Annotated in this window: 14 protein-coding genes; 8 read left to right on the forward strand and 6 right to left on the reverse strand. The window is 37.3% G+C overall.

Going from position 1 to position 12,382, the window contains the following annotated elements; all coding sequences use genetic code 11:
- Window positions 1–123: 123 nt before the first annotated feature.
- Together ABDH28_01710 and ABDH28_01715 are read right to left on the reverse strand one after the other, a co-directional pair.
- A complete protein-coding gene (locus ABDH28_01710) occupies window positions 124–855 on the reverse strand; it encodes a lysophospholipid acyltransferase family protein (protein ID MEN2997741.1) in 732 nt (243 codons plus the stop codon).
- Window positions 856–906: 51 nt separating this feature from the next.
- Window positions 907–2,157 carry a cyclic nucleotide-binding domain-containing protein gene (locus ABDH28_01715; protein ID MEN2997742.1) on the reverse strand — a complete coding sequence of 417 codons (1,251 nt, stop codon included), beginning with the start codon at window positions 2,155–2,157 and terminating at the stop codon, window positions 907–909.
- A 131-nt stretch (window positions 2,158–2,288) separates the two neighbouring features.
- On the opposite strand from ABDH28_01715, the gene ABDH28_01720 reads away from it, so the two are divergent.
- Window positions 2,289–3,557, forward strand: a complete 1,269-nt coding sequence (locus ABDH28_01720) for a tetratricopeptide repeat protein (protein MEN2997743.1) — start codon at window positions 2,289–2,291, stop codon at window positions 3,555–3,557.
- Window positions 3,558–3,559: 2 nt separating this feature from the next.
- On the opposite strand, the gene ABDH28_01725 is transcribed toward ABDH28_01720, so the two are convergent.
- The 3 genes from ABDH28_01725 to ABDH28_01735 form a co-directional block, all read right to left on the reverse strand.
- Window positions 3,560–4,321 (reverse strand): hypothetical protein, encoded by a 762-nt coding sequence (locus ABDH28_01725; protein ID MEN2997744.1) that lies wholly within the window; start codon window positions 4,319–4,321, stop codon window positions 3,560–3,562.
- A 63-nt stretch (window positions 4,322–4,384) separates the two neighbouring features.
- Entirely contained in the window at window positions 4,385–5,632 is a 1,248-nt protein-coding gene (locus tag ABDH28_01730) for a putative sugar nucleotidyl transferase (protein MEN2997745.1), read from the reverse strand.
- A 6-nt stretch (window positions 5,633–5,638) separates the two neighbouring features.
- Window positions 5,639–6,037, reverse strand: a complete 399-nt coding sequence (locus tag ABDH28_01735; protein ID MEN2997746.1) for a hypothetical protein — start codon at window positions 6,035–6,037, stop codon at window positions 5,639–5,641.
- Between the two features lie 345 nt (window positions 6,038–6,382).
- Here ABDH28_01735 and rpmJ point away from each other — a divergent pair, with 345 nt between their 5' ends.
- The 5 genes from rpmJ to ruvC are packed head-to-tail and all read left to right on the forward strand — an operon-like array spanning window position 6,383 to window position 9,459.
- Window positions 6,383–6,520 (forward strand): 50S ribosomal protein L36, encoded by a 138-nt coding sequence (rpmJ, locus tag ABDH28_01740; protein ID MEN2997747.1) that lies wholly within the window; start codon window positions 6,383–6,385, stop codon window positions 6,518–6,520.
- Window positions 6,508–6,879: a 30S ribosomal protein S13 gene (rpsM, locus tag ABDH28_01745; GenBank protein ID MEN2997748.1), complete on the forward strand. Its 372-nt coding sequence runs from the start codon at window positions 6,508–6,510 to the stop codon at window positions 6,877–6,879. Before rpmJ ends, rpsM begins: the two co-directional genes overlap by 13 nt.
- 10 nt (window positions 6,880–6,889) lie before the next feature.
- The gene (locus ABDH28_01750; GenBank protein MEN2997749.1) at window positions 6,890–7,867 is read left to right on the forward strand and encodes a DUF4340 domain-containing protein; all 978 of its coding nucleotides are present in this window, start codon (window positions 6,890–6,892) and stop codon (window positions 7,865–7,867) included.
- Window positions 7,868–7,882: 15 nt separating this feature from the next.
- Window positions 7,883–8,962 carry a mannose-1-phosphate guanylyltransferase gene (locus ABDH28_01755; protein ID MEN2997750.1) on the forward strand — a complete coding sequence of 360 codons (1,080 nt, stop codon included), beginning with the start codon at window positions 7,883–7,885 and terminating at the stop codon, window positions 8,960–8,962.
- Window positions 8,959–9,459, forward strand: a complete 501-nt coding sequence (ruvC, locus tag ABDH28_01760; GenBank protein MEN2997751.1) for a crossover junction endodeoxyribonuclease RuvC — start codon at window positions 8,959–8,961, stop codon at window positions 9,457–9,459. Before ABDH28_01755 ends, ruvC begins: the two co-directional genes overlap by 4 nt.
- Before the next feature lie 19 nt (window positions 9,460–9,478).
- Here ruvC and lpxC read toward each other — a convergent pair whose 3' ends face one another.
- The gene (gene lpxC / locus ABDH28_01765) at window positions 9,479–10,336 is read right to left on the reverse strand and encodes a UDP-3-O-acyl-N-acetylglucosamine deacetylase (GenBank protein MEN2997752.1); all 858 of its coding nucleotides are present in this window, start codon (window positions 10,334–10,336) and stop codon (window positions 9,479–9,481) included.
- A 399-nt stretch (window positions 10,337–10,735) separates the two neighbouring features.
- Here lpxC and ABDH28_01770 point away from each other — a divergent pair, with 399 nt between their 5' ends.
- Window positions 10,736–11,896, forward strand: coding sequence for a 5-(carboxyamino)imidazole ribonucleotide synthase (locus ABDH28_01770; protein MEN2997753.1), 1,161 nt, complete (start codon window positions 10,736–10,738; stop codon window positions 11,894–11,896).
- Entirely contained in the window at window positions 11,868–12,380 is a 513-nt protein-coding gene (gene purE / locus ABDH28_01775; protein ID MEN2997754.1) for a 5-(carboxyamino)imidazole ribonucleotide mutase, read from the forward strand. Before ABDH28_01770 ends, purE begins: the two co-directional genes overlap by 29 nt.
- The last annotated feature ends 2 nt before the right edge of the window (window positions 12,381–12,382 follow it).

A 12,382-nucleotide genomic window follows, 5' to 3' on the forward strand; every position in this document is an offset into this window, starting at 1 on the left:
AAAAATGCTTATTCACAATTTGGGCTGGAGTATTTGTATCCCGCCTAAAAACTAGCTCAGTCTCCAGCGGGCGGTATTTGAGCTAGCTAAAAGCGATACTTTAAACTTTCGGACTTTTTCTATTTAAGGCTGATGATTTTCTTGCTCAAGGTTAACTAAGTATATTCTTCTAAGCTCGTTTATGATTTCTTCGTTGTTTGTAACTTCTTCGTTACTTATAGGTGATAGGATTTTTACCTTTACACTTCTAAAGGGTGTTACTAGAAGAGAGCCTTTTCTCATAATTTCTATGGTTCCTTTTATCACGACGGGTAGCACATCTAGTTTGGTAGTTCTAGCAAGGATAACAAAGCCTCTTTTGAATTTTTGTAATCTTCCATCTTCTGACCTTGTCCCTTCAGGAAATATAGTTGGGCTACCGTCTGTTTTGGTAGCCATTTTTTTCATAAGGCTCACTGACTCTTTTAGCTTTTCTCTGGGTATTGGTATATACCCCATAAGCCTCATGAATTGTCCAATTATAGGTATTCTGAATACAGATTCTTTGGAGACCCACCTTATTTGCAAGGGTAACTTTGCGGAAAGAACTAAGATGTCAAATGCACTTTGGTGATTTGCGGTGACTATATAATTTTTACCACTCTCTAGGTTTTCAAGTCCAGAGATTTCTACACGTGTAAAAGTAAGGGTAAGTATTGTGTTGAAATACATTTTCTCAACATAATGGGCTAGATTTCTTGAGAAAAAGGTTAGGGTTATTCCTAGGATTCCGAATATGATTGTAAGGGGAATTAGCGCTAAAAAGAGGTAAACTGTAAACAAAATTTTCATGAGATAGGCTAACTTTTTCTTCATAGAAGATAAACTATAAGCGTATAAGTGTGTTGAAATCAAAATGAGGAACTCTCAAGTTTTTCCTTGCTGTCTGCTTATCTGGATTTTCAGTTCCATTAGAAGCTTTTTCTTGTAGAAAGTTACATCCTTGAGTAGTTTCTCAAGATCATTTACTACTATTTTGCCGTCCTGGGATATGGTGATATTTTTGTCGTTATCAAGGATGTTCTTTATATATTTCTTGCCTTCTTCCATAGTATATCCAAGAAACTTTATTAGATCCTCAATGGAGAAGTTCAACTTAAATGATTCCATGGGTTTTATCGGAATTCTATTTTTCTCTATTTGTATCATCAAGGCGTCATAGATCCTTGCATTAGGTTCTTTGAGTGCTATATTTGCAAGTTGGCGGTATATTGCCCATATTCTGTCGCTTAGTAATTCTATTATTCTGGTAGCTATTTCAGGTCTTGTATGAACCATAGCTTCAAAGTTTCCTCTCTTTACAAAGAGTAGTTCTACATTTCCAACGGCTGTAGCTGTTGCGCTTCTGGGTCTATTTTCAAGAATTGACATTTCTCCAAAGATATCTCCTTCCTTAAGAACTGCTAGTAATACTTCGTTTCCATTTACAAATTTTGTTATTCTTACATTGCCTTTTAGTATAACATAGGCCTTTTCCCCGTATTCGTGCTCGCAGAAAATAACTTGGCCGTCGTGGTATCTTTCAACCGATCTTGAAGGATCAACTTCGGGTTCAGCCATTGCTATGATAGGGTCAATAGAAGCGAGCTTCATCTTAGCTACTGATACATAACCGCCGTCTGGGCAGTATTCTATGTATTTTTTGTAGGCATAAGCTGCTTGCTCCATCATCTTCTTGGAGTAATAAAATTCAGCTATGTTGAAAAGGTAGTAGGGATCTTCATCAACCTGAGACTTAAAAGTGAGTTTTGTCAGAGTTGAGTCATATTCTCTAAGCTTTTGACTGAATGATCTAAGGATTTTTATAGCGATAGGAGTGCTCTTCTGTATCAGTTCTCCAAACTGAGATCTGTGGATTGACAATAAAGAGGTATCCTCCAGAACTAAAACCGTTTCCATGTTGCTTCTCTTACTCATGCAGGATACTACACCGAAAAAATCACCTTTATAGAGAGTTGTTCCTTCTTTTGTTCCCCTTATTATAGGGTCAATTGTTTCAAACACTTGCACTTTACCATCTTGGATTATATAAAACTCCTCTGGAATCTTGTCACCTTCTATCATCACGTAACTTCCTTGCCGGTATTTAACTACCTTGAAAGTCATTCCACCGTCCATATTATCTTCCTTACCGAAAACTATTATAAATAATATACGCTTCACTAACAACAATGTAAACTAGGTGAAGGGAGAGAACTATCCAATTTGCTAATAAGCTGGGAATTACGATAATATTATCTGTGGGTTTTATGAAGGTGCTAATTGTTGTTTTCCTAATGCTGTTTTTGTTTTCTCATGAGGGAGGGGCACAAAATGTATCTTTGATAACTTACGGTGTAGAAGATGGCGATGTTTTTGTGAAGTGGAAGTCTGCTGAAAAGGGTATAAATTTTTCAGTGTATCGTAGTGCTGTTATGATCTCAAATGTTGCTTCATTTTCAAACAACTTAAGTTCTGTATACAAATTGGGGACTTTTTCACAAGCTGAGTTGAGGAGAGAGAAAGAATATTTCTACCTTATAGATCCAAAGCCTAATGTTGGCACAAATTATTATTTCATTTTTGGTAACAAGAATGGTGAAGATATTATTGAGTTTATACCAGAGCAAAATTATTCCTCTGGATTTATAGTATATATTCCGCTGCCGAAGGTTTCGGTTGAGCTTGTAAGGGGTGTGAACAATGCTATAATAAGGTGGGAGAAGGTGGAGGGTGCCGAAGGGTATCTGGTTTATAAGTTAAGAGATAGTTTTAGTGGGAACCTTTCTAAAGTTCAACCTTTGGTTCAACTTACATCCAATGAAACTATATTTTTTGATGTAATTCCTTCTGATACTAACTTTTTTTATGTTGTTGTTCCTTTTACTAAGCACTATACTAACTACTACTTTTCTAGGAAATACAATGGTATATTTATGGAGATGTCAAAAAGGGACTTTCTAGAAGGTCAGACTTACGGTCAAAAGTTTGTGGAGGTAAAATCGCACTTGCAGAATCTTAGAGAAATAGCTCTTACTAATCATGTAACTAATTACGTGACTAATTTTGCAACTAATTATGTAACTGTTTATACAACCAATGAGGTTGTGCTTTTTCAGACCAATACAGTTACACTGACTAACTTAGTCTTCTATACTAATATGGAATCCAGAGTCGTTGACAATATTGGGAATCAGAAGACTGTTCAAGAGATAAAGCCTCTCTATACTGCTCCTTTGTCTCAGGAGTATGTCCAACCTTATGATTTGGAATTGCAACAACTACAGGTTAAACTGAAATATATAGTTTTGAAGTTTTTCAATAAGAAGGATTATTCTACTGCCAGGAGTATGCTTAGAGAATTACTGAGTGAAGTGAGAGAAGATTCTGAGTTGAAGGGCAGGATCATGATATACTTAGCAAGGGCTGAATATATTCTGGGTAATAGGGAGGAGGCCATAGCTACTCTTTTCAGGGCTGTGAAGATACTACCAGAGGAGGCAGGATTTTGGTTGGATAGGTTTTTAGTGAATAGGTGATATTACTGCCTTCTTCTTACACTTACATATTTATCGGTGAAAGGAATTTCTATTCTAGCTAGGACATAGTTGTTGTTAGGTCCTGAGATTCTAAAAAGAGCGGGATCAATTCCTACTCCTTTGAGCAACATCACGATAAGAGCTATTCCTATGCCAGCTCCCTCAAGTTCATCTCCTTGTTCAAGGTAGAATTGTGATAAGTCATCATATCCCATAGCTTTCTTAAGCTTTTCTCTTACCCTCTTATCCTCAAACTCGGTTATAGCCACATTGTTTACAACCTCTATCCTAACTCCATCTTGGGAGTGGTAGAATGCTACACTTATATATAGGTCTTTGTTTGCTAGTTTGGGTAGATATTTCGGTAAATTCATCTCTGAGAGCTCTTCTTTGAATTTTATCATACCAGCTAAGAAGCTTTTCTCATCGGAAGGGTCAACATTATGTTCTTCAAATACTATTCTTTTTATATTGGCTTTACTTGCGTTCAGAACGAGTTCTTTGACGCAAGTGTATATAACGTCCGACAAATCTTCCCTTCCGTAGTGCTCAAATATTCTTGTTATTACCAAATTGAGGCGCCTCTCTATTTCAGAAGAAATTCCATAAAACTTTATAAAAAAATATTTACCCTCTTTTACAAAACTATCCACAACTTTAAGAAACTCTTCTTCGCTTTTGACGTTTATGTCAACTTTATCGTACATAGTTATATCCCCCTCTGAGTAGTAAGTCAGATAACCAATACCTATGAAGTTTTCCATTAATGCCTCCAAAGTTAGGTTATCAAAATACTAACTGTCATTTTTATTTTCGTCAGAATCTAACTAGCTCTGTACTTGATTATATAGGTTTGCTAAGATGAATTCAATAGATTCGTTAACTTCTTTTCCTCTTCTTGAAAACATAGTTTTGATCATGCTCATAAGTCTTGGTAGTGGGAATTTTCTGTAAGGTTCTTTGCCACCCCATGCGAAATTGGGAACATATTTTCTCACTAATTCGCCTTCAAAAAATACATTTGCTCCAACTCCTATGACGGTTCCAGTGTTGATGAGAACACCTATTCCTATTTTTGAGAAATCTCCTATGAAGCACCCTACTTTAAGAAGTCCAGTGTTGATAACCTCGTTAGGTGACAGGAAAACTTTTACCTCGTCGTAGGTGTTTTTAAGATCGCTGTTTGTAGCCATTGCGCCAATGTTTACCCATTGCCCAATGTAAGAATGTCCAATAAATCCTTCGTGATTCTTGTTTGAAAATGAGTCAATTATGCTTTCCTCTATTTCGCCAGATACCTTGCATACATTCCTTATGTTGCTTCCTTCTCTTATTCTAGCTTGACTAACTACAGTCTTTTTGCCAATATATGCTGGACCTGTTATGACTGTAAGAGGTGATATTCTCGCTTCTGCGTCTATGAAAACAGGACCTTCGGTTACGTCAATAAATACTCCTTTGGAAATACTTGCTTTTCTGGAAACTATAACAAACTCGCTACTTCCCTCTATTTCCAAATCCTCCAAGTTTTTACTCAGACTAGCATCTAGGGAATGTTTCAGTATTAGCTCAAAGTCAAGCTTCATTAGGAAGGTATTAAGGTAGACTAAATCCCAAGGATAGAAGACAAAGTTGCTTATCTCCTTAAGATTTACCTCTTGGATGCTAGTATCAAGTGCATCTTTTACTTTCTGAAGATCGTTTTCGTACAAGCCTTCTAAGAGTAGCTCAGGGGAATTAATTTCTGAAGAATCAATGTGTAGAAATATCACTCTGCCGTCAAAGGTAGCAACGGTGTTCATGGTATCAACAAAATTCTCTTTTGGACAGAAGTAGGATGAGTTTAGAAATATGATGTTATTTTTTCTGGTTATGTCCTGAAATGAAAGTATTCTTGTTTCGGGAAAGTGAAACATCATTTCACTTCTTGTAAGTAGCTTAACTTCGGAATTATACATAAAGGATATTCTTTCCGATACTGTCAAGAATCCACTTTTGAGATCTTGTATAGGTCTTGTTAGAGAAAAAGGTTTAAGGCAATTTACCGATTTTTTTTCTTCAAAAAGCACTATCATCAACTACTACTCCGTTGACTTAACTTTTGAGTAGATCTTCTTACCTAGAACTACCTGAGGTAAAGTATGGTTATTCCCAACTTCAGAGAATAGTTTTTCAAGGTATTCTTTAGAAGTTTTGTAAATACCCTTTGTGTAATTGATGAATCCTACCTCGTAAAGAGCCCAGAAGTATGTTCTTTTTTCTTCTTCACTAGGTGTTTTAAGTTGTGAGTATTTGTTTATTATCTCTTTATATAGGATCTCCGATTCGTCTACAAGTCCTTCAGAGTAATACTTTATCGCGAGTCTGTATATTGTTGGTATATCCATTTTTTCTATCTCTTCCTTCTTTTCCCTTATTGCAGGCCCGCATCCGCAAAGTGTAAGTATGAATATAAGAAGAATTGGTAAAAGTTTTTTCATATTTTTCTATTTTAATCAAAACGTAAGTCTTTTGGCAATTTGGGCTCTAATTGGTGGCAGTAACTTCCAAAATTTGTAGTTAGAGAATAGTTCTCTTTTCACTACTCTCACAATCTTTATCGGAGCTAGGTAAATACTTTTTCTCAACGAGCATTTGAGACTTGGCATGAAGTAGAGTTTTGTGACCGACAAACACTATCTAGAAACAAAGAGAGGAGGTAAACAAAAAGTTTAGAATTTTTTCTATCACCTAATGGAAATCGGAATTTGTTGTTGGTGAGTAGCGGTTAAGTTGAATTTTATGGGGTAGCTTGTCTAAAATTTTTAGGCTTGAAAGAGGAGTTTATGAAGGTGAGGGCTTCGGTTAAACCTATATGTGAGAAATGCAAAGTAGTGAAGAGGAAGGGGAGAGTTATGGTTATCTGTGAGAATGCTAAGCATAAGCAAAGGCAGAAAGGAGGTAGAGTGTCATGGCACGTATAGCGGGAGTTGAGCTTCCTAACAAAAGGTTACTTGTTGCCCTTAGGTATATATTTGGAATTGGTAAATCCTTAGCTTACAGTATACCAAAGAAGCTAGGAATTGACCCAAATAAGAAAGTTTCTGAGCTTACTGAGGAGGAATTCAATAAGCTTAAGAACGAAATAGAGAAAAACTATAAAGTTGAAGGAGATTTGAGAACGGAGATAAAGATTAATGTAAAGAGGTTGATAGACATCGGTTGCTATAGAGGAATAAGACATAAGAAAGGGTTACCAGTCAGAGGACAGAGGACAAGAACTAACGCAAGGACTAGAAAAGGTCCAAGGCCTCATAGATTAGGTAAGAAAGAGAAAAAATGAAGGAAGGTATATGAGGGGGAAGACATTAACGATACTTTCCCTCCTTCTTGTTCTTGCTGTTCTTTTGTTAGTCTTTTTCATTTTTGAGAGAGGAGAGGTAAAGGTACTCAAAAAGCAGAAATTTTTAGTCGGGGAATTTACCCACCAAGATGTCTCTTTTGTTTCGGTATATTTTAGGGATTATTATGATAGGACCAAGGAGTATAGATATACTCTGTTTAAGTCAAACGACACTTGGTTTGTTTCACATTCAAATGTTGTTGATAGAGTGGATCCGAAGTTAGGTAATTTCGTGGTCAACATTTTAGGCGATATTGAGAGCTTAGGAACTATATCCTCAAATGAGGTAGAGGACATTAATGTTGCTTTTGGGTTTAATATTCCTAATGCTGAAATAGAATTTGATGTTAGGGGGAAGACAAATAGGCTTAGAGTGGGTAATTTAGCTCCTACGAAGGACTATTACTATACCTTGCTTAACGATAACTATGCTACTATTTACCTTGTATATGCATACAAAATAGACAATATTCTCAAGTATCCTTATGAGATAAGGGATAGGAACATCTTTACTTACCAGTGGACGAATGTTATGGGGTTTGAGTATAAGCCGGTTTCGTCAACAAACGTGTTTGTTTTTACAAACAGTAATAAAGTTTGGTTCTTGTTACAACCTTTGCACAAAGAAGTAGATTCTGTTTTTGTAGAGACTGAATTTCTCAAAAACTTAAGGAGCATTCAAATAGAATACTTTATAGATAGGGATGACAGGAGGTATTCATTATTCATACCAAAAACCAATTCTCCTATTTCTTATATAAGGCTTTACAACGCTGGGGAACGATTCTTATTGCTTGTGCTTACCAACATTTCAACTAACTTCTACTGTTTTGACCCGCAGAGGAATGTATTGTTTGCAATAGATTACGAGAGCACGAAGAGTTTATTTGCGAGTGGTTACGAAAGGTTTGTTAAAATTACTAACTGATGGGAGTGAGCATTTATGCGGTGTGTGGTGATAATGGCTGGTGGGAGAGGAGAGAGATTCTGGCCCAAAAGTAGAAGTTCTTATCCAAAGCAATTTCTTAATCTTTTTGGCGACAGATCCATGATACAGCACACTTACGCTAGGGTTAGTGAATTAGTGGATGAGGATAAGATTTTTGTTGTTACCTCTTCTGATCTAGTTGAATTGGTTGAGGAGCAGTTACCCTCGCTTAGGCAAGAGAACATAATTGTTGAGCCTTTGCCGAGGAATACCGCTTCTGCTATCGGATTGTCTGCAGTTTATGTAAGGAAGTATCTCGGAGATTGTACCATGTTTGTCACTCCTTCGGATCACTACATCGGTGGTGTAGATAAGTTTTTGAATACCGTTGACGCAGGGTTCAGTGTTGCAGAGAAGTATCTTTCTTTGGTGACTATAGGTATAAAACCTTCAAGACCAGATACAGGGTATGGGTATATAGAAGTTGGAAATGTGATAGATTCTTTTCTTGGGAGAAATGTTTTTGAGGTAAGGAGATTTGTTGAGAAACCTTCTTATGATAAGGCGGTTGAATACCTAAGTAGCGGAAAATTTTTCTGGAATAGTGGGATGTTTGTTTGGAAGGTTTCTGTAATACTTGAGGAGATATCTAAATGCATGCCTGCTCTTACTGAAGCACTTCTTAACATTGATGAGGCTATAGGAAAGGAATACGAAGGGGAGGTTGTTCTTAGAGAGTTTGAGAAACTGGAAAGTATTTCTATTGACTATGGTGTTATGGAGAAGAGTAAGTCGGTTTTGTGTGTAAAAGGAGATTTTGAGTGGGATGATGTTGGTTCTTGGTCAGCTGTATATAGGTTGAATGAGAGAGATGGAAATGGTAATACTATTGAGGGAAATGTGATAACTTACAATGTTAAGGATTCCTTGATAATTGGCGAAACAACAGGGGTGATTGCTGTGAGTTGTCTTGAGGATGTTATTGTGGTCAAAGATGGTGATAATGTTTTGATTACAAAAAAGTCTGAGGATCAGTCAATAAGAGAGCTTGTTAGGCTTATGAAGAGTCAGGATAAATATGCGAAATATTTATGAGATTTCTTGGAATAGATCCAGGATATTCACTTCTAGGTTTTGGGATAGTTGATGAGGAAAGTGAAACATTTAGCCTTGTCAAAGCTGGAGTTATAGATACGAGTTCACAGCAAGATTTCAATCAAAAATTGGTTATTATCTACTCTTCACTATCTTCTCTAATTTCGGAGTACAAACCTGACATGGTATGTGTGGAGGAAATTTTCTTTGGCAAAAATGTGAAAACTGGAATGAAGGTTGCCCAGATGGTCGGAGTAGTCAAGCTTGCAGTTTTGCAAAAAAATATTACACTGGTTGGTATAACTCCTTCAGAAGTTAAAAGGTTGATAGTAGGCTCGAAAGGGAAACACCCTAAGGTTCAAATTCAAAATCTTGTGAGGATGTTACTGAGACTTAATGAGATACCAAAGCCTGATGATTGTGCAGATGCAATAGCTGTTGCGATTGCTGGCGCTTCTAAAGCAAGGGTGTGTAGGGTTTTGCCAAAGCAACTCTAGAGAAATAATAAAGATATAACTAGACAATTTTCCCCTCTTCTTTACTCTCACCTTCAACTATGTTCATTATGAGTTTGCAGTCAATGTAGTGTCCACTTTTCCTTGCTATGAACTCTCCAACTACTCTGGGATTGGTGAGTGCTATTGCTCCCAGTAGGTCCAGCACCTTATGTCTTACATTCTCGTTATGATACCTATCACCATTGAGAGATTTTCTTTCAGCTCTGCTGTAAACATGGACGTTCTCCATACTTGCTCCTAAGGCTAGTCCTGCTTTCTTAAGTTTTTCAGCATCCTCAAGAAACCCAAAGGTTCTTGCCCTACTTATCTCTTTCACGTAGTTCTCCTCGTTGATCTCAATCCTTATGCTTTCTTTACCAATTACCTCAAACTCTACCTCATAGTCTATTACTAACCTATCACTCGGTCTTGCAATGATGTATTGATCTTCGTTTTTGTAAAACGAGTATTCTTTACCTAAAAACAGGTAGTTCCTCCTAGCACTCTGTTGAACTGTTCCAACCTCTAGAACTTTCTCTACAAAAACTTGTGCACTTCCTTCAAGAATAGGAATTTCGCTTCCACTCACTACTTTAATAACAACGTTGTCAATTCCTAGTCCAACGAATACTGAGAATAGATGTTCTACTGTCATTATTTTGTAACTATTAAAACAGAGTGTTATGTTTTGTAAGGTATCACAAACATTCTTTGGACTTACTGGGAAAACTTTATTATCAAACTCAAACATTATTCCAGTGTTTTCATCCGATGGTAGAAGATGAATTAGAGAATACTCTCCTTTGTGCAATCCTATTCCTTCAAAGGAGATGGGTTTCTTGAGTGTTTTTTGGAAGGTTATATTTTCTCTAAACATACTATCACCTCTTTTCCTTAAGTTGTGATGTTTAGGATCAATTCAGATTTCCGATGGTTTGACTACTTTTTGGTTTTTGCAGTATCTATGGTTTGGTATTATATTCTTAGTTATTCCAAGTCACTTTCAATTTGAAGACTTCTGAGATCAATAGATTCTAACTCTCGTTAGGTAAATAAGGGGTGTTGTTGGTGTGTTATGGTTATGTTTTCTTATTTAGCTCTGGGAATGCAAAGTGAGGAGAGTTTTAGGAATTTTTCTCAGGAGATGATTTTGATAGCTTACAAGTATTTAGAAGTAGTGACAGAGGACTTGTGGGGTAGTCAATTAGAGAAATCTGTTTTAGGCTCATTTTCTAGCGACTTGAAATAACTGAGGATGTTTGGTTAAAATTTGGGTATGAATTCTCAAAGGGTTTCAAGTTTGATGGATCTGAGGATAGGTATACTTGGTGGTGGACAGCTTGCGAAGATGATGGCTCAGGAAGCTAGGAAGATGGGACTGGAGGTTGTTGTTCTAGATCCTACTCCCCACTCTCCGGCGTCAATGGTTGCAAATCAGATAGTAGGAGACTTCAGGAATTCCGAGTATGTGAAAAAGCTAGCAGAAGTATCTGATGTTATTACCTACGATATAGAAAGTGTGGATACTTCTTATCTTCGGGAGATAAAATACAAAGTTTTTCCTTCTCCTGAAATTTTAGATATTATTCAGGATAAGCTTTTGCAGAAAAGGTTTCTGAAACAGCATGGTATTCCGACACCTGAGTTTAGAGAGATAGGTGGGGTTGGTGAGATAGATGTATTTCCGTGTGTTCAGAAGGCAAGGAGAGGGGGTTACGACGGAAGAGGAACTTTTGTTATAAGAAGTAGAGATGATTTGGAGAGAGCAATAACATCTCCATCTTATATTGAGGAATTTATTGATATTGCTAAAGAACTTGCTGTGATGGTAGCAAGGAATAGGTATGGAGAGATTGCGGTTTTCCCAGTTGTTGAGATGGTGTTTGATCCTAGGGGGAATATTCTTGATTTTCTTATTGCTCCTGCGAGGGTGGAAACTAGTGTAGTTGACGAGGTGAAGAGGCTTGCGGTAAAAACTGTTGAGGCGTTAGGTGGTGTGGGAGTGTTTGGGATAGAATTTTTCCTCTCAAGGGATGATAGGGTTTTAGTAAATGAGATAGCTCCGAGGCCACATAACTCAGGTCATTACACAATAGAGGCTTGTGCTACTAGTCAATTTGAACAGCATATCAGAGCAATTTTAGGACTTCCTTTGGGGGCAACGGATCTTTTGGTTTCAGCTGTTATGGTCAACCTATTGGGTAGTGATGGATACTATGGGAAAGCAGTGTATGAGGGAGTGGAAGAAGTGCTAAGGATACCCGGTGTTTATTTGCACATCTATGGTAAGAGAGAAACCTTTCCTCGTAGGAAGATGGGGCATGTTACAGTGATTGACAGAGATCTTGAGTTAGCCTTAGAGAAGGCTAAGCTTGTGAAAGAAAAACTAAAAGTTAAGGGAGAGAGGTATGAAGGTGGGGATAATAATGGGAAGTGATTCGGATCTTGAGGTAATGTCCGAGGCAGCTAAAGTTTTGGAAGAATTTGGGGTTGAATACGAGATAAGAGTTGTTTCTGCTCATAGAACTCCTGAGAAGATGTATGAGTATGCCAAAACTGCCGAAGAGAGAGGGATAGACCTGATAATAGCTGGTGCCGGTGGTTCTGCTCATCTTCCTGGTATGACAGCGTCAATGACGACTTTACCAGTAATAGGTGTGCCAGTAAAGACTACTTCACTAAATGGTCTTGACTCTCTTCTTTCAATAGTTCAAATGCCGGCTGGAGTTCCTGTAGCAACGGTTGCTATAAACAACGCAAGGAATGCAGGACTGTTAGCGATCAGGATTCTTTCCATAAAGTATCCAGAGTTGAGACAGAAACTAAAGGAGTTTAGAAAGAAGATGGAAGATGAGGTTAATACCAAAGACGATAGGCTTCAGGAGGTTGGATATAGGGTATACCTTGAGGAAAGAAAGTGATA

The sequence above is a fragment of the Brevinematia bacterium genome, assembly GCA_039630355.1.
Lineage (GTDB): Bacteria > Spirochaetota > Brevinematia > DTOW01 > DTOW01 > SKYB106.

Excerpts from the sequence above, each read along its gene's own strand:
- ABDH28_01710 (MEN2997741.1), bottom strand. The coding sequence starts at position 855 with ATGAAGAAAAAGTTAGCCTATCTCATGAAAATTTTGTTTACAGTTTAC.
- ABDH28_01715 (MEN2997742.1), bottom strand. The coding sequence starts at position 2,157 with ATGGACGGTGGAATGACTTTCAAGGTAGTTAAATACCGGCAAGGAAGT.
- ABDH28_01720 (MEN2997743.1), top strand. The coding sequence starts at position 2,289 with ATGAAGGTGCTAATTGTTGTTTTCCTAATGCTGTTTTTGTTTTCTCAT.
- ABDH28_01725 (MEN2997744.1), bottom strand. The coding sequence starts at position 4,321 with ATGGAAAACTTCATAGGTATTGGTTATCTGACTTACTACTCAGAGGGG.
- ABDH28_01730 (MEN2997745.1), bottom strand. The coding sequence starts at position 5,632 with ATGATAGTGCTTTTTGAAGAAAAAAAATCGGTAAATTGCCTTAAACCT.
- ABDH28_01735 (MEN2997746.1), bottom strand. The coding sequence starts at position 6,037 with ATGAAAAAACTTTTACCAATTCTTCTTATATTCATACTTACACTTTGC.
- rpmJ (MEN2997747.1), top strand. The coding sequence starts at position 6,383 with ATGAAGGTGAGGGCTTCGGTTAAACCTATATGTGAGAAATGCAAAGTA.
- rpsM (MEN2997748.1), top strand. The coding sequence starts at position 6,508 with ATGGCACGTATAGCGGGAGTTGAGCTTCCTAACAAAAGGTTACTTGTT.
- ABDH28_01750 (MEN2997749.1), top strand. The coding sequence starts at position 6,890 with ATGAGGGGGAAGACATTAACGATACTTTCCCTCCTTCTTGTTCTTGCT.
- ABDH28_01755 (MEN2997750.1), top strand. The coding sequence starts at position 7,883 with ATGCGGTGTGTGGTGATAATGGCTGGTGGGAGAGGAGAGAGATTCTGG.
- ruvC (MEN2997751.1), top strand. The coding sequence starts at position 8,959 with ATGAGATTTCTTGGAATAGATCCAGGATATTCACTTCTAGGTTTTGGG.
- lpxC (MEN2997752.1), bottom strand. The coding sequence starts at position 10,336 with ATGTTTAGAGAAAATATAACCTTCCAAAAAACACTCAAGAAACCCATC.
- ABDH28_01770 (MEN2997753.1), top strand. The coding sequence starts at position 10,736 with ATGAATTCTCAAAGGGTTTCAAGTTTGATGGATCTGAGGATAGGTATA.
- purE (MEN2997754.1), top strand. The coding sequence starts at position 11,868 with ATGAAGGTGGGGATAATAATGGGAAGTGATTCGGATCTTGAGGTAATG.